The organism is Halarcobacter sp., from assembly GCF_963675975.1.
Taxonomy (GTDB): domain Bacteria; phylum Campylobacterota; class Campylobacteria; order Campylobacterales; family Arcobacteraceae; genus Halarcobacter.
Genome location: NZ_OY780939.1, coordinates 1,811,200 through 1,826,560 on the forward strand (window position 1 = coordinate 1,811,200; position 15,361 = coordinate 1,826,560).

Sequence of the window (15,361 nt, forward strand, 5' to 3'; positions counted from 1 at the left end):
TTCTTTTTTTCTAATTTTAATATCTGCATTTCTTATGTCATATAAGGTGTTTTTTTTAGGTTTTCCTTTGACCGAAGAAAAAACAGAAAATATTTGGAATATAGAAGCTAAAATCTCATTTTCCAATAAATATAGACAAAGTGGAGTTGTTTCACTTATTTTACCTTCAAAACAAAATGGATTTTTAATCATAAATGAAGAATCAAGCTCATCAAATTTTGGTTATACGGTACAAAAAATAAATGATATAAAAAAAGGGATTTGGTCAAAAAGAGAGATAGAACAGGGCTCTCAAGTTTTATATTATTCTATTGATGTTATAAAAAACAAATATACTAAAGTTCCAGTAAAAAAAGATTTTGAACAAATAATATATAAAGTAGATGTATCAAATCCTGTTATTCTTGCTGCAAAATCTATAATTGAAAATGTTTATGAAAAAAGTGCAAACTCTTTAACTTTTACATCAATATTAATTGATGAATTCAATCATACTAACCCCTCGCAGGCTACAAAACTTATTAAATCAAATTTTATGAAAAGTGATAAAGAAAAAAGAGACACTTTACTTAAAATGATTGATTATAAGGGATATAAAGTAAGAACTGTTGGAGCATTGTATTTAGAAGATAAGATGAAAAATATAGATTTGGTCCCTATGTTAGAGGTTTTTTATAAAGATAAATGGCAACTTTTTGATATAAACAAAGGGATGATAGAAAATAATCAAGATATTTTTATTTGGCAAAGGGGTTCACAATTTTTATTAGAAGCTGAAGGTGTTAAAAACTCAAATGTTAAATTCTCAATAACAAAAAATATTGTACCTGCTAGAAACGCTGCATTGGTAAAAGATGTAAAAAATCAAAGTGCTCTTTTAGACTTTTCATTGTTTATTTTGCCAAATGAAACACAAAATACTTTTAAATTTTTACTTTTAGTTCCTTTAGGTGCGTTAGTTGTTGTTTTTATGAGAGTATTTGTTGGTCTAAAAACCTCTGGAACTTTTATGCCTATTTTATTATCAATGGCTTTTATTGAAACTCAATTAGTGCCTGGTATCATTATGTTTATTGTAGTTGTTACAATGGGACTTATAGTTAGATCATATATGTCTTATTTTAATCTTCTTTTAGTTGCTAGGATATCATCCGTATTGATTGTGGTATTGGCTATTATGGCATTTGTTGCAATTATGTCTGAAAAACTAAATTTAGAATATGCTACAAGTATTACTTTCTTTCCTATTATTATTCTTTCTTGGACAATTGAAAGAATGTCAATTATTTGGGAAGAAGAGGGTGCAAAAGAGGTTTTCCAACAAGGTGGAGGCTCTTTAATAGTATCAATAATCGCATTTTTTGCTATGACAAACAGTACACTTAGCTTTATAACTTTCAATTTTCCAGAAGTTTTATTGGCTGTTTTAGGATTAACTATTCTATTTGGAAGATACAGTGGATATAGATTAAGTGAACTACATAGATTTAAATCAATGGTAAAATAGTAATGTTGTTTGCAAACCCTTTTAAACTAAAAAAACTTGGTATAATGGGAATGAACAATAGAAACATAAACTATATTGGAAGACTAAATGATAGAAAAAATTATCCTTTAGTTGATAATAAACTTGAAACAAAAAAAATTGCAGAACTTCACAATATAGCTGTACCTGAGCTTTTAGGTTTTATAAAATATCAAGTTGAAGTAAACTCTTTTTTAGATTATATCCATGGTGAAAATGGTTTTGTAATCAAACCAGCACAAGGTAGTGGAGGAAAAGGAATCCTAGTAATTCTGGAGCATGAAAATGGCAAATATATAAAGCCAAGTGGTGAAGAGTTAAATGACCAAGATATAAAAAGACATATCTCAAATATATTAAGTGGTTTATACTCTTTGGGTGGAAAAAATGATACTGCTGTATTTGAGAAACTTGTAGATTTTGATGATAATTTTGATGGTTTTAGTTACGAAGGTGTTCCTGATGTAAGAGTTATTGTATATAGAGGCTATCCAGCACTTGCTATGATGAGACTTTCTACTTCTCAAAGTGATGGAAAAGCCAATCTTCACCAAGGTGCAGTTGGTGTAGGAATAGATATAAAAACAGGAAAAGCTTTAAGTGCAGTTCAGTTTAATCGTCCAGTTACAAATCATCCTGATACAAATAAAGAATTAAAAACATTAGTTGTTCCATATTGGAATGAGATATTACATCTATGTGCTAGATGTTATGAGATGACAGATATGGGATATTTAGGTGCTGATATTGTAATAGATAAGCAAAGAGGCCCTTTAGTTTTAGAATTAAATGCAAGACCAGGACTTGCTATACAAATAGCAAATGATTTTGGAGCCTTAAAAAGATTTAAACAAATTGATAAAATATATGGAAAACACAATACTATAGATGAGAAAATAGAGTTTTCAAAAACAAGTTTTTTAGAGGATTAATATAAAATATCTTTAATCTTTTTTATTAATTATCAATTAAATTACAAATTGTAAAATTTACAAAAATTAAAAGGTAAATTTTGTCCAGTTTTGAAAACTTTTTTAACTATCATATGCAAACAAAACACTCTTACTTCTCAGTAAGAAGCTTTCCAAATAGATTAGATTGGGATAATCAACCAAAAGCTTTTAAAACTTATCCTAATGAATACAAAAAGATTAAATTAGATTTAGAAAATGAAAATCATAGTTTGATATTTTATATAGCTGGAATTACTGCAAAAAAGACTTATCCTGGTGTTGAATACTACTTAAGGATAAATCCTAGTGCTGGAGCTCTTTACCCCAACGAAATATATTTTCAAAGTAGGGGTAATATTGGAGTTGAAGATGGTATTTACCATTTTGACATTTCAAGTACAAGTATAACATTACTTAAAAATATTGAAGATTCTGGTTTTGAACCTTATTTTGGATTAGAAAATAGAGAAAATGGCTTTATCTTTTTAATATCTTCAGTTTATTATAGAAGCTCTTGGAAATATAAAAATAGAGCTTTTAGATATTGTTTACTTGATGCAGGACATATTTTAGGATCAATTGAAGCATCTTCTTATTTACACAATAAGAACTACGATATAGTCTATGATTTTGATAAATCTTCACTAAATAAACTATTTAATTTTGATAATAAAGAGTTTTTTACAAGTGCCGTTTTACTTACATACAACACTTCAAAAAAGATAAATAAAATAGATACTTTAGATTTACCAACAGTAGATGGAAGTAATTATTTTGAAAAAAATGACTTAATAGAAAAAGCTTATGAAGATTCTATAAAAGCAAAAGATTGCAAAAAAGAGATATCTCTACCTAGTTTTAGTTTTAACAAAAGCTATTTTAAAGAGGTAATTTTAAATAGAAGATCAATTAGAGAGTTTGCAAAACAAAGTATAAGTAAAGTGGAGTTTGAATCAATCCTTAATATCTTAAATCAACCAATATCAAGTAATTGTGATGAGAAAATTGATATTTACTGTGTTATAAATAGAGTAAAAGATATGAAATTAGGTATTTTAAAAAATACAGAATATATAAAAGAGGGTGATTTTATGAACAAAGCTGGATATCTTTGTTTAGAACAAGATTTAGGAAAATCCTCAGCCGTTACATTTTTTTTAACTTCAAATTCTAAAAATTATCAAGCAATGTACCAAAAAGCTGGAATATTAGGACATCGACTATATCTAGCTTCAAACTATCTTGGTATAGGCTGTAGTGGAATTGGAGCATATTATGATGATGAGGTTTGTGAATTTATAGGGGAGTATACTCAAGTTTTATACGCTTTAGCAATAGGAAAATAAAGAAAAAAAGTGTAAAATTATTTATATACTTTTTAAGGCACCTGATGAAAAAAAACTTTTCACTATGCAGTTTTGCAGTTCTTTCTTCGATAATTTTAATGTTTTATGTTCTTATCTCTTTTTATATTGATTATACAAATTTTAATCAAGAAAAATATAGTGAAAGTTCTTTTCTTATAAAAATTATAGTTTTAGGAGTATTGTTTGCTATCATTGCTTCTATTTTTGTTCTGTTTAAAGTTTACAAAAAAAATTATATTGAAAAAGAGTTAAAGCAACGTACTGAAAATATTTTAAATGAAAATGAAACCTTAAAAATATATTCCCATATAGACCCACTAACTCAGTGTCTAAATGAAAAGTTTTTTATGGAAAGATTTAAAGAAGAGTTTAAAAGAGCAATTAGGGAAAAACAATATATCTCTTTGTTTATAGTAAATATTGATGAGTTTAAAGCCTTTAATGATATTTATGGAAGAGATGAAGGAAATGAGTGTTTAAAACTTATTGCAAATATTTTAGTTAATCATTGTAATAGACCAACCGATTTGGTATCAAGATTTACAGGTGATGAGTTTTATGTATTATTACCAAATACAAAGGATTCAAAACCTGTATCAAACAATTGTGTAAATTCTGTAAAGTCATTAAATATTCCCCATGATAATTCTATAGCATCAAATGTTCTTACAATAAGTATTGGAACTTCATATATTTTACCAGTTCATCCTGATCAAATTAATGATTTAATTGCTAATGCTAAAAGCTCTTTAAAAGTTGCAAAAATTGGTGGTAGAAATAGGGTTCAGTGATACTGTTTTGTAACTTTAGTGTTAATTTAATTACTTCTAACGTAGTTTTTATTATAATCACGGTTATTTATAAAAAGGAATTACATTGAAAAAAGCATTTTCATTAATGGAATTAATGGTTGTTATTATTATATTAGGTTTATTAGCAGCTTTTGTTTTACCAAACCTAACAGGTAAAAGTGAAGAAGCAAAAGAAAAGATTGTATGTATACAGATGCAAAGTGTAGCAAAATCATTAAAAATGTATAAGTTAGATAACTCAACTTTCCCTAACACAGAAGAGGGATTAAAAGCTTTAATTGAGAAAAATTATTTTGATGATGGAAAAACTCCGAAAGATTCTTGGGGTAATGAGTTTATTTATATTGCAGAAGAGAATAGTTTTGATTTAATCTCAAAAGGTGCAGATAAAAAAGAAGATACTGCAGACGATATATATTATTCTAAATGTAGCGAATAATATATGCATAAAAATATTAGAGTAAAAAAAGGGTTTACTCTAATAGAGTTAATTATAGTAATACTATTAATCTCTATTGTTTCTTTAATTCTTATTCCAAATTTTAATTTTAATCAAGAAAAGAAATATAAATTAGAAATTAAAAATATAAAAGAATTTATGCTTAATAATTTTGAGTTTGAAAATAAACTTGCGTTAGAGTGTATTGAAAAAGATGAATTAGATTGTTATATATTTGTTGATGGGGTTATGCAAGAAGATATTATTATAAAAAATTTATTTAATCAAGTGCCTAAAGTTTATAATTTTGATAGAGAATTGAGTGATTACAGATTTAGAAAAATAAAATTTGACAATCATGAGTATGAACCTTTTTTTGAATTAAAAATAAATAGTGATAACAAACATAAGAATATTGTTTTAGATACTTATGAAGATAAAGTTTATTTGTTTTCAGCTATTTCAAAAAAGGCAAAAATATTTAAAAATACAAATGAAGTTTTAGATATGATGTATGATAGTTCAATAGAGGTTAGAGATGCTTTTTAAATATATAGGAATAGATACAAACAGTAGTAAAAAAGTTAAATCAAAGATTGAAGCAGACTCTTTAGATAAAGCGAAAATCAAGTTAAAAGCCAAGGGTATTTTATACACATCTTTAAAAGAAGACAGTTTAGACTTTGGTAAAATATCTTTTAAACGTAGAAAAAAATTAGATTTATCTACATTATCTTATTTAAGTAGAGATTTAAGTATTTATCTTCAATCAGGTGTAACGCTAATTGGCTCAATTAATCTTTTAAAACAACGATATAAAGATAATAAAACTCTTTTCTCTTTTTTTGATACAATCAAAAATTATCTTGATGAGGGTAAAACTTTTTATGATGCTTTAGATTCTCAAAATCTAATTAAGCTGCCCGATTTTTATAAACAATCAATTAAAGTTAGTGAAAGTGGAGGATTATTAGAATCTGTACTTTTAGAATTATCTGTTTTCTTAAAAGAGCAAGATAAAATCAGAAAACAAGTAAGTTCAGCTTTAGCTTATCCTCTTTTTATTCTTTTTGTATCATTTTTAATGGTTGGATTTATGTTAAGTTTCATTGTTCCTAAAATCACATCAATATTTACTCAATTTGACCAAGAATTACCACAAAGTACTAAAATAGTTATAGCCTTGGGAGATTTCTTTTCCAATAATTATCAATATGTAATAGCTACTTTTTTAGTAGTTATTTTTACTTTTGTTTTTTTATTAAAAAAGAGTAGTAAATTTAAATATGCTTTTGATAAATTTTTATTAAAACTTCCTTTTTTCTCAAAACTTATAGAATATAGTGAATTAGCAAGATTTTCTTATATGAATTCAATATTGATTAAATCTGGTGTTCCTATTGTTCAAGCAATTAATTTAAGTGCAAATATTTTAAAAAACACTGTAATAAAAAAGATTTTTCTTGATGCATCAAAAAGTGTTGTTGAAGGGAAAAGACTTTCAACTTTACTTGCGCAAAGTAGTGGTTATAAAATAGATGAATCTTTTATACATTCTGTTGCAATAGGGGAAGATACAAGTAGGTTAAGTGAAATATTAAATAGTTTAGCTTCTTTATATAATGAATCAAATAAAGATAAAACTGATATATTTTTATCTTTATTAGAACCAATATTTATGTTATTTGTAGGTACAACTATTGGATTTATTGTTATTGCAATGTTACTTCCAATCTTTTCTATGAATTTAGGTTAATTTATGAAAAAAGGAGTTGTTCTTTTTATCACTATAGCATTTGTTACTATTATCTCAATATTTATTTTGAAAAATTTAGATAATACAGACAAATATTTAGAAAATCAAAATTTTATTGCTTCAAATACACAACTTCTAATCTCTATTCAAAACACCCAAGAACAAGTTTCAAAAATATTAGTTAATAATAAAAATACTGTAGATAAGTTTTTAGAAGATACTTTAGTTGATAGTTCAATCCCTTTAAAAATCAATATTGAAGATTTAAAAATTGATTTCAATTTTAATAAATATGAAAAAGTTGATATAAATATTTTATCAAAAGATGACAAAAGTAAAATAAATGAACTTTTTTCAGATAATAATATTTATAATTTTTATTTGTTTTTAGATACTTACACAGAAATATTACAAAGTAGTGACAAAAATATCACAAATAGAAATCAATTGTATGATATAATAAATACTTTTACTATGAGAGATGAAAATAGTGAGATAGAAAAAATCATTAATGATTTAGGCTTTATTGATGGAGAAGATTTGTATGAACTTAATGTCAATGCCGAATATTTAAATGCAAAAGCAAAAGCATATTATATTTTAAATAAGAGTGGAGAGGTAGAATATTTTGACATTAGTTTCAAATAAAACTATAAAAAAAATATTTTTAACAACAAATACAAAAGTTAATAATATTACGGATAAAGTTAGTTTAATCATATCACCAGAATTTTATTGGGTAAGAAAATTTGATATACCAGTAAAAACTGAAACTCAAGCAAGACATCTACTTCCAACTTTATTTGAAGATATAATAAAAGAAAACGATTCTTTAACATACCAAGCAATTAAATTAGAAGAAAATCTATTTCTATGTTTTGCTTATAGTGATAAAAAAATTTATGAAGCAGTAAAAAAGGCAAATATACCTGTATCTAATATAAGTTCAGTATATTTTGCACAAAATGAGTGTAAAAAGTTTGAAAGTTTTGAAGTAGATGGGCAAAACTATGTTTATACAAGAGATGGAATATTAGTCAAAGTTCCTAATTCAATGGTACAAGATAGTATAGTTTTGAAAAAAGTTATAAATGAGATAAAACTATCTTCTTATAAATTACATATAAAACTTTATAACAATTTTTTTAATATAAAATTTTATTATTCTATTTTTGCTGTATTATCTGTATTGATTTTAATGAATTTAATTAAATATATTAATTACTCAAGTGAAGTATCAACTTTAAACAATCAAGCTGAAGAGATTAGAAAAAAGTACAATTTACCTTCTAGTTCATTACAAGTTAAAAATATATTAGGTAAATACAATAAATCAATATCTTTGGAAAAAGAAAAAAGAGATGCTATTAGTTATATTCTTTCAAATAACAAATTAAATTTAAAATCTTTAATTGTTGAAAATAATTCAATTGAGTTAGAGTATATCTCTACTAAAAAAACAGTAGTTGATTCTTTTTTAAAGAAAAAATTTAAAGCAGTAAGTATAAAAGAGAATCAATTTTTATTGAAGGTGAGTATAACTTTATGAATAAAATAAATCCAATATATATATTAGCCTTTGTAGTAGTTGTATTTTTTATATCTATTTCTACATTAAATAACAAAGAAAATGAATTTAAAAATTTAAAAAAAGATATTACAGATTTAGATACAAAAGGAAAAATATTTTCTGAGTATAAAAATAACTGGTTTAATAAAAATACTGTAATAAACAAAATAGATAAAATTGTTAAAAATGCAGCTTATAAAAATGAAAAGATTTTAAAAACACAAACAAAAAATGTAGTTAGAATCAAATTTGAATCAAACAATACTAAGCTTTTGAATAGTTTTTTAAATAGAGTATTAAATGAGAAGTTTTTATTAAAAAAGATTGATATAGAAAAAACAAGTATATATCTTGAGATAGGATTAGTGTAGTGAAGTTTATATTAAAATCTATAGTTTATATTTTGTTTTTTATCTTTACACTAATAATATTTTTGCCAAAAGAGCAGTTTTATTATCTTCTCGAAAATAAAATTTCAAAAATGAATGTGATAGTTTCAGATGAAATAATCGATGAAAAACTTTTTGGACTAAATATAAAAGATGCAAACTTATATTATGATGGAATAAACTTTTCACTTGTTGATAATATTGATATTACTACATTGCTTGTTTATAACAATATAGATGTAAAAAACATAAGAGTAGCTAAATCTTTTAATAAGTTTTTACCATCAAAAATAGACTCTTTGAATCTTAATTATTCCCTTATAAATTTAAACAAAATATCAATATTAAGTAAGGGTGATTTTGGTGAGTTTGAGGGTGAAGTTTTAATATTTGATGGGAAAATTGTAGGTGAATTAAAACCTTCAAATATTATGATGACAAAATATAGAAATCTTTTAAATAGATTTAAAAAAGTAGATGGGAAGTATATTTATGAACTTAAATTTTAATAAAATTTTAAAAACACTATTTCCTTATATTTATATAGCTTTAGCAGCTTATATAATATCTACTATAATTTTTCTTTTTTTACCAAAAAGTAGTGTAGAGTTTGAAGATATCTCTTTAAATCAAATTGAATACAAAAATTATAGTGGTTTTTATTCATCAACTGCTACAGTAGTTAATAATAGAGTTGATAATAGAACTAATATAAGTTTAGATTCCCTTTCTAAATATGTTTTAAAAGCTATTTATTCTACTACAACAAATTCTGGATGGATAATAATAGAGAGTAAATCATCAAAAGATACAACTATCTTACAACAGTTAGATGAATTTAATGGATACACCTTGACAAAACTATATAAAAAATATGTAATTTTTGAGAAAAATGCAAAAGAGTATAAACTAGAACTACCAAAAGAAGAGAATCTTACATATGGGATTGAAAACAATGATTCAATAAAAGAAAATATTGTTGTAAAAGATGGAAGTGTTGCTGTTCAAAGAGATTATTTAAATACATATGTAAATGATTTAGGAAAAGTTTGGAAAGATATTGCAATACAAGAGATTAGACAAAATGGGAAAATTGAAGGTTTTAAAATTAATGGTGTTAATAAAAATTCAGTTTTTCAAAAACTTGGATTAAAAAAGAATGATATTATAAAATCAGTTAATGGAAATGTTTTAAAATCATATGCTGATGCATTTAAAATCTATAATGGAATAAATAAATTGAATTATCTTAGATTGGAAGTTTTGAGGAATAATGAGGTCGTGGAGTTAAATTATGAGATTAATTAGAGTAAGTATTTTTGTATTATTGTTGTCTGTTTTTTCTTTTGCAAGTGAGAAAATAAACATTAATTTTAAAGATTTAAAAATTATGGACTTGGTGAAAATCACTTCTAAAATTATAGATAAAAATATTTTGGTAACGCAGGATATAAAAGGTAACGTTGATTTTATATCAAATAAGCCAGTTACAAAAGATGAGTTAATCAAGATATTAATATATGTGTTGGAAGAAAAAGGCTTCACTCTTGTAACAAATGACAATATCTTAAGAATAGTAAAGTTAAATGAAAGTGTCAAAAGTAATGTACCTATTGTATCTTCAAAAAACAAAAACAATTACAATCAAGTAGTTACAGAAATCTTTAGTGTAAGTAGAGCAAATGTTGATTATATAGCTTCAAAAATAAGACACCTAATCTCAAAAGATGCAAAACTTGTATCAAATAAAGAAGCCAACACAATTGTTTTAACTGATTTTATGGATAATATAATTACCGTAAAAAAAGTTGTTCAAGCTATGACGTATGGTTCAAAAAAGGGTATGGAAATTATTGAATTGAAAAATATTCAAGCAATAGATGCAAAGAAAAACTTGGATTCTATATCAAAAGCAATTTTTAATCAAACTGTTGAGATAGAAAAAGTTGAAGTTGTAGCAAATAAAGAGAATAACTCTTTAGTAATAATTGGTAAAAAAGAAAATGTTAAATATCTGAAAAAATATATTATTAAAATGGATTCTAAAGAATCTTTGATAAAAAGAGTAGTAGAAGTTTATCCTTTAAAAAATGTAGAAGCTAAAAATGTTACTAAAATTATTGAAGATATCATAGGAAAAAAGAAATATCTTGATCCAAATGATAAACCTTTATCTTCTGTTGATGAGGAAACAAATTCAATTGTTTTAATGGGACCTAGTGATGAGGTTGATTATATAAAAGCAATATTGGAGCAACTTGATAAAGAGAAACCTCAGGTATATGTTGAAGCAAGAATTATAGAATTAAATGATAACTTATTAAATGAAGTTGGTATTCAATATGGTATTTTAGGTGGTAGTTCAGGAAGTGATGGTTTAGCAACTTTTGCTTCATCTTTAAATGGTGGTCAAGCTATTGCAATTAATCCTGAGTCAATAGGTTTAACAATTCCTGATATTAGTGAAGGATTAGCTTTAGGTGCTTCAATTTCTTTATTAAATAGAGATGGAGCTTTGGATATTGTATCAGAGCCTTCAATCTTGGCAATAAACAATAAAGAGAGTTCTATTTATGTAGGGGAAACAATCTCTATAAAAACTTCACAAACTACAACTGATGGTGGAAATACAAATGAAAATTATCAGAGGGAAGATGTAGGTCTTACTTTAAAAGTTAAACCAAGAGTTTCAAATGATAATAAAGTAATGCTTGAGATAAATACAATCTTAGAAGATGTAAAAACGACCGATACAACAAGTGGAAATGCAGATACTACAAAAAAAGAAGTTACTACAACTGCCATAGTAAATAATGGTGAAAGTGTAATTATTGGGGGACTTATTCAAGATAAAGAAGAATCAACAGAAAATAAAGTTCCATTATTAGGAGATATACCAGTTTTAGGAAGTCTTTTTACACAAGACTCTACTAATAATGCAAAAAAGAATTTAGTAATTGTAGTTACTCCATATATTGTTCCTAAATCAAAAGATTTATCTTATGTAAGAAATCAGTTAGCAGCCCTAAAAGCTTTAGAAGATAGATATTTAAAAAACTCTTTACTTAATTTAAAAAAGAAAAAGTTAGAAAAAATTAAAGAAGATAAAGATTACCAAGAGCAAATGAAAGAATTAGATGAAGAGTTAGCAGAACATCAAAAAGGTACTTCTTCATCAAGTAACAATAATCAAGAGTTTATGAAAGAATATTTGGGTAATTAAGATATGAATATTAAAGAGATACATGATATAACACTACAACCTTTTGAGGATATTGAAAATTACGATATTGCATTAAAAAACTATGTATTATTTACTACAATTGACAATGAAATAGTAATTGCTTTATCTAATGAATATGTGAGTATTTCTTTTGATTATTTATCTAAAGTTGAATATAAATATGAGATTATATTCTTAGATGAAATCTCTTTTGAAAAACTTTATAATAAGTTTTTAGAAGTTAAAACAGACAAAGAGATGAGTGCAATTCAACAAGAGCAGGAAGATGCAACTTTAGATGATGAAGATTTTTCAGTAAGTGAATTTCTAAAAGTTGGAAGTGATATTTTAACTTCTGAAGAATCTGCACCAATTATTAAATTTGTTAACTCTCTTTTTTATCAAGCCATAAAGAAAAAAGCATCAGATATACATATTGAAATGCATGAACAAAAATCTGAAGTTAGATATAGAATAGATGGTGTTTTAAATAAACATATTGAACTAGATAAAAATATAATGTCTCTTGTAATCTCAAGAATAAAAGTAATATCAAATCTTGATATTAGTGAAAAAAGAATTCCTCAAGATGGACGAACACAAATTAAGATTGCAGGGAAAACTTTAGATATCAGGGTTTCTGTTTTACCAACTTTTTATGGGGAAAGAGTTGTAATGAGAATTCTTATGCAAAGTGATGAACTTTTAAATCTAAAAGAGTTAGGATTCCCTTCACATATTACAAAAGAGTTAGCTAAAACAGTAAAAAACTCTTATGGTATGGTTTTAGTTACAGGACCAACAGGAAGTGGTAAATCAACTACTTTACACTCATTATTACATCAAGTAGTAAGTGAAGAAAAAAACATTATAACTGTAGAAGACCCAGTTGAGTATAAATCAAACGACTTTTCACAAATTCAAGTAAACAATAAAGTAGGGCTTACTTTTGCTTCTGGATTAAGATCAATTTTAAGACAAGATCCAGATATTATTATGTTAGGGGAGATTAGAGATAGTGAAACAGCTTCAATCTCTATTCAAGCAGCCTTAACCGGGCACTTACTTTTTTCAACTTTGCATACAAATAGAGCACCAGCTGCTATTACTAGACTTATTGATATGGGTGTTGAGAAGTTTTTAATCTCATCTTCTTTATTAGCAGTACTTGCCCAAAGACTTGTTAGAAAACTTTGTGATGATTGTAAAGTTGAAGATGAATCAAATGCCTCACATAAACTTTTTGGACTTAAAAAAAGTGATAAAATCTATAAAAGTGTAGGTTGTAAATCTTGTAATTTTACAGGATATAGTGGAAGAGTTGCCATTGGAGAATTGTTTGTAATAAACGAGGATATAAAAGAGTATTTAAAAGGTGACGTAGATGATAATACTCTTATGAAGCTGGCAATTGAAAATGGGATGCTTCCTTTAAATGAACAATTAAAATTGATGTTAGTAGATGGAGAAACATCTGTTGATGAAGCAGTTAGAATTGGTATAAAGTAGATGAAAAAATCTTTTTCTTTGATGGAAGTTATTATAGCTACTGCATTACTAGCAGTTGTTATGGTGTCTTTATATAAAGTACAAGGTAATAGCATTTTTTTATTGGAGAAATCAAATGAAAGTAGAAAATCAATTGATTTTTTATCATTAGCTATGGATGCAAAAATTTATTCAAAAAGAAATAAAAACATATTTTTAGACAAATATTTTAATATACAAAATGATGATATTAGAAAAGAGTTTAAAGGGATAAAAATTAAAATTGAAGATGAAATCATAGGACATGATGAAAATCGCTTTGAGAATATCACAATAAGAAGAAATTATTATAAAACATTTTATAGTTTTGAAAAAGGGATAAAAAAAACCATATATAAATTTGAGATTGAGCTTTGAAAAAATCATTTACACTTTTAGAAGTAGTTATATCTATTACTATTTTTATGATAATAATCACTTTTATATATAAAGCATTAGATGATACTAAATTAGAGAATGAAAAGTTTGAACGTTATATTACAAAAAGTGAAAATACTATTGATATTTATAAAATTATAGCTGAAGATGTAGCTGAAATGTATGCTGATGTTGATTTAACAGAAGATAAAAATAAGAATAGTATTATGTTATTTAAAAGTACAAATAGTTTTAATGATGTTTATTATGAAAATATAACTTATATGTTAGCCTCAAATAATAAACTTGTAAGAATTGAAAGCAAAGATAAATTTAAAAAACAAGAGAGCGATTTAACGTTTTATGATAATGCTTATATTGATGTGTTATTAGATGATGTGAAAAATTTTAATATTATAAAAAAAGAGAAAAAGTTTGTTTTTATAATTGAATTAAGTGATGGAAAAAAGATTATGTTTCCTACTTTTAAAATGAGAGGATAATTTATGTTTAAATATTTATTTATAGCTTTTTTGGGTTTAAGTTCAGTTTTTGCTCAAGAAAGTGAAGAAACAACTAAACCTTCTGAGTTAGAACTTTTTTTATTTAAAGTTGGCTTTGAATCACTTTTAAAAGATGTAAGTATTAATAGTGAAAAAAGCAAATTAAATGAAAATGATATTAAATCATTAAACGAAAAAGTTGAATTGATTTTGGCCGAATTATACAAAGAAAAAAGAGTTTTAACTAGTGATGATATGGAAGTTGCAAAAGTTGAAAACTCAAAAGACAATAGTGAAGTTGAAGATTTAAAACAACAAGTTCTTTTACTGAAAAAAGAGATAGAAAAACTAAAAGAAGTTAAAAAAGAAAAAATTGATGAGGCAAAAACTTTAGATACTAAGACAAGTGATAAAAAATATAAAACAATGATAGTCTCAGGAAAGATTATAAGTATATATAACAGAGCCTATCCTAATTCAAAAATTCTTTCATCCCTAAAAAAAGATGCAATTATAGAAATAGAATATTGTGATAATTTTGGATGGTGTAAATTAGCAAATAAAAAAGAGTATGTAAAAGAGTTTCTTATAAAGGAAGCTAAAACAAACTAGAAAGTAAGAGAACTTTCTAGTTAGATATAATGTAAGCGTTTCCAGAGACAACACAAACATTTTTGTTGTTATTGTTATCATGAAAAACAGAGATAACAGTATTCTCAGAAGACTTAACAATAGTGTCCCCACTATTTAAAGTATTATAAGTATTTATATCATTAGAAGAACTACAAACTACAATAGTTTCCTGTTCATCATCATCAGATGAAGGGATAAAAGCAAATCCCCCATCACCACCACCGCAAGCAGAAAATAAAATTGAACTAAAAAGTGCAATAAACAAAGTATAAATAAATTTCATAAA

18 protein-coding genes are annotated in these 15,361 nt (G+C 25.2%); 17 read left to right on the plus strand and 1 reads right to left on the minus strand.

Annotated features, from left to right (window positions below; all coding sequences use genetic code 11):
- Nucleotides 1-67: 67 nt before the first annotated feature.
- From ACKU3H_RS08925 to ACKU3H_RS09005, 17 genes are all read left to right on the plus strand, one after another.
- Complete coding sequence (locus tag ACKU3H_RS08925; RefSeq protein WP_320033499.1) at nt 68-1,507, plus strand: UUP1 family membrane protein; 1,440 nt, start codon at nt 68-70, stop codon at nt 1,505-1,507.
- A 2-nt stretch (nt 1,508-1,509) separates the two neighbouring features.
- On the plus strand, nt 1,510-2,457 hold the full coding sequence (locus ACKU3H_RS08930) for an alpha-L-glutamate ligase-like protein (protein ID WP_320033500.1): 948 nt from the start codon (nt 1,510-1,512) through the stop codon (nt 2,455-2,457).
- Nucleotides 2,458-2,537: 80 nt separating this feature from the next.
- The gene (locus ACKU3H_RS08935; protein WP_320033501.1) at nt 2,538-3,824 is read left to right on the plus strand and encodes a nitroreductase family protein; all 1,287 of its coding nucleotides are present in this window, start codon (nt 2,538-2,540) and stop codon (nt 3,822-3,824) included.
- Between the two features lie 44 nt (nt 3,825-3,868).
- Nucleotides 3,869-4,636 carry a GGDEF domain-containing protein gene (locus ACKU3H_RS08940; RefSeq protein WP_320033502.1) on the plus strand — a complete coding sequence of 256 codons (768 nt, stop codon included), beginning with the start codon at nt 3,869-3,871 and terminating at the stop codon, nt 4,634-4,636.
- An 85-nt stretch (nt 4,637-4,721) separates the two neighbouring features.
- Nucleotides 4,722-5,096 (plus strand): type II secretion system major pseudopilin GspG, encoded by a 375-nt coding sequence (gspG, locus tag ACKU3H_RS08945; protein ID WP_320033503.1) that lies wholly within the window; start codon nt 4,722-4,724, stop codon nt 5,094-5,096.
- Nucleotides 5,097-5,099: 3 nt separating this feature from the next.
- Nucleotides 5,100-5,645, plus strand: coding sequence for a prepilin-type N-terminal cleavage/methylation domain-containing protein (locus ACKU3H_RS08950; protein WP_320033504.1), 546 nt, complete (start codon nt 5,100-5,102; stop codon nt 5,643-5,645).
- Nucleotides 5,635-6,852, plus strand: coding sequence for a type II secretion system F family protein (locus ACKU3H_RS08955; protein ID WP_320033505.1), 1,218 nt, complete (start codon nt 5,635-5,637; stop codon nt 6,850-6,852). Before ACKU3H_RS08950 ends, ACKU3H_RS08955 begins: the two co-directional genes overlap by 11 nt.
- A gap of 3 nt (nt 6,853-6,855) precedes the next feature.
- Nucleotides 6,856-7,500: a hypothetical protein gene (locus ACKU3H_RS08960; RefSeq protein WP_320033506.1), complete on the plus strand. Its 645-nt coding sequence runs from the start codon at nt 6,856-6,858 to the stop codon at nt 7,498-7,500.
- Nucleotides 7,481-8,401 (plus strand): hypothetical protein, encoded by a 921-nt coding sequence (locus ACKU3H_RS08965; protein ID WP_320033507.1) that lies wholly within the window; start codon nt 7,481-7,483, stop codon nt 8,399-8,401. Before ACKU3H_RS08960 ends, ACKU3H_RS08965 begins: the two co-directional genes overlap by 20 nt.
- Nucleotides 8,398-8,793, plus strand: a complete 396-nt coding sequence (locus ACKU3H_RS08970) for a hypothetical protein (protein WP_320033508.1) — start codon at nt 8,398-8,400, stop codon at nt 8,791-8,793. Before ACKU3H_RS08965 ends, ACKU3H_RS08970 begins: the two co-directional genes overlap by 4 nt.
- Nucleotides 8,793-9,320, plus strand: coding sequence for a hypothetical protein (locus tag ACKU3H_RS08975; protein WP_320033509.1), 528 nt, complete (start codon nt 8,793-8,795; stop codon nt 9,318-9,320). Before ACKU3H_RS08970 ends, ACKU3H_RS08975 begins: the two co-directional genes overlap by 1 nt.
- Entirely contained in the window at nt 9,304-10,119 is an 816-nt protein-coding gene (locus tag ACKU3H_RS08980; RefSeq protein ID WP_320033510.1) for a site-2 protease family protein, read from the plus strand. The genes ACKU3H_RS08975 and ACKU3H_RS08980 overlap by 17 nt, the downstream gene beginning before the upstream one ends.
- Nucleotides 10,106-12,034 carry a secretin N-terminal domain-containing protein gene (locus tag ACKU3H_RS08985; protein ID WP_320033511.1) on the plus strand — a complete coding sequence of 643 codons (1,929 nt, stop codon included), beginning with the start codon at nt 10,106-10,108 and terminating at the stop codon, nt 12,032-12,034. The genes ACKU3H_RS08980 and ACKU3H_RS08985 overlap by 14 nt, the downstream gene beginning before the upstream one ends.
- 3 nt (nt 12,035-12,037) lie before the next feature.
- Nucleotides 12,038-13,543 carry a GspE/PulE family protein gene (locus ACKU3H_RS08990; protein ID WP_320033512.1) on the plus strand — a complete coding sequence of 502 codons (1,506 nt, stop codon included), beginning with the start codon at nt 12,038-12,040 and terminating at the stop codon, nt 13,541-13,543.
- Nucleotides 13,544-13,939 (plus strand): prepilin-type N-terminal cleavage/methylation domain-containing protein, encoded by a 396-nt coding sequence (locus tag ACKU3H_RS08995; RefSeq protein ID WP_320033513.1) that lies wholly within the window; start codon nt 13,544-13,546, stop codon nt 13,937-13,939. It begins immediately after the preceding gene.
- Nucleotides 13,936-14,442 (plus strand): prepilin-type N-terminal cleavage/methylation domain-containing protein, encoded by a 507-nt coding sequence (locus tag ACKU3H_RS09000; protein WP_320033514.1) that lies wholly within the window; start codon nt 13,936-13,938, stop codon nt 14,440-14,442. Before ACKU3H_RS08995 ends, ACKU3H_RS09000 begins: the two co-directional genes overlap by 4 nt.
- 3 nt (nt 14,443-14,445) lie before the next feature.
- Entirely contained in the window at nt 14,446-15,054 is a 609-nt protein-coding gene (locus ACKU3H_RS09005) for a hypothetical protein (RefSeq protein ID WP_320033515.1), read from the plus strand.
- A gap of 16 nt (nt 15,055-15,070) precedes the next feature.
- Here ACKU3H_RS09005 and ACKU3H_RS09010 read toward each other — a convergent pair whose 3' ends face one another.
- On the minus strand, nt 15,071-15,358 hold the full coding sequence (locus ACKU3H_RS09010; RefSeq protein WP_320033516.1) for a hypothetical protein: 288 nt from the start codon (nt 15,356-15,358) through the stop codon (nt 15,071-15,073).
- Nucleotides 15,359-15,361: the final 3 nt, after the last annotated feature.

What these genes read in the sequence shown, in the direction of transcription:
- ACKU3H_RS08980 (WP_320033510.1), top strand. Translation starts at nt 9,304, where the DNA reads ATGAACTTAAATTTTAATAAAATTTTAAAAACACTATTTCCTTATATT.
- ACKU3H_RS08990 (WP_320033512.1), top strand. Translation starts at nt 12,038, where the DNA reads ATGAATATTAAAGAGATACATGATATAACACTACAACCTTTTGAGGAT.
- ACKU3H_RS09010 (WP_320033516.1), bottom strand. Translation starts at nt 15,358, where the DNA reads ATGAAATTTATTTATACTTTGTTTATTGCACTTTTTAGTTCAATTTTA.
- ACKU3H_RS08960 (WP_320033506.1), top strand. Translation starts at nt 6,856, where the DNA reads ATGAAAAAAGGAGTTGTTCTTTTTATCACTATAGCATTTGTTACTATT.
- ACKU3H_RS09005 (WP_320033515.1), top strand. Translation starts at nt 14,446, where the DNA reads ATGTTTAAATATTTATTTATAGCTTTTTTGGGTTTAAGTTCAGTTTTT.
- ACKU3H_RS08950 (WP_320033504.1), top strand. Translation starts at nt 5,100, where the DNA reads ATGCATAAAAATATTAGAGTAAAAAAAGGGTTTACTCTAATAGAGTTA.
- ACKU3H_RS08955 (WP_320033505.1), top strand. Translation starts at nt 5,635, where the DNA reads ATGCTTTTTAAATATATAGGAATAGATACAAACAGTAGTAAAAAAGTT.
- ACKU3H_RS08995 (WP_320033513.1), top strand. Translation starts at nt 13,544, where the DNA reads ATGAAAAAATCTTTTTCTTTGATGGAAGTTATTATAGCTACTGCATTA.
- ACKU3H_RS08930 (WP_320033500.1), top strand. Translation starts at nt 1,510, where the DNA reads ATGTTGTTTGCAAACCCTTTTAAACTAAAAAAACTTGGTATAATGGGA.
- ACKU3H_RS08970 (WP_320033508.1), top strand. Translation starts at nt 8,398, where the DNA reads ATGAATAAAATAAATCCAATATATATATTAGCCTTTGTAGTAGTTGTA.
- ACKU3H_RS08985 (WP_320033511.1), top strand. Translation starts at nt 10,106, where the DNA reads ATGAGATTAATTAGAGTAAGTATTTTTGTATTATTGTTGTCTGTTTTT.
- ACKU3H_RS08940 (WP_320033502.1), top strand. Translation starts at nt 3,869, where the DNA reads ATGAAAAAAAACTTTTCACTATGCAGTTTTGCAGTTCTTTCTTCGATA.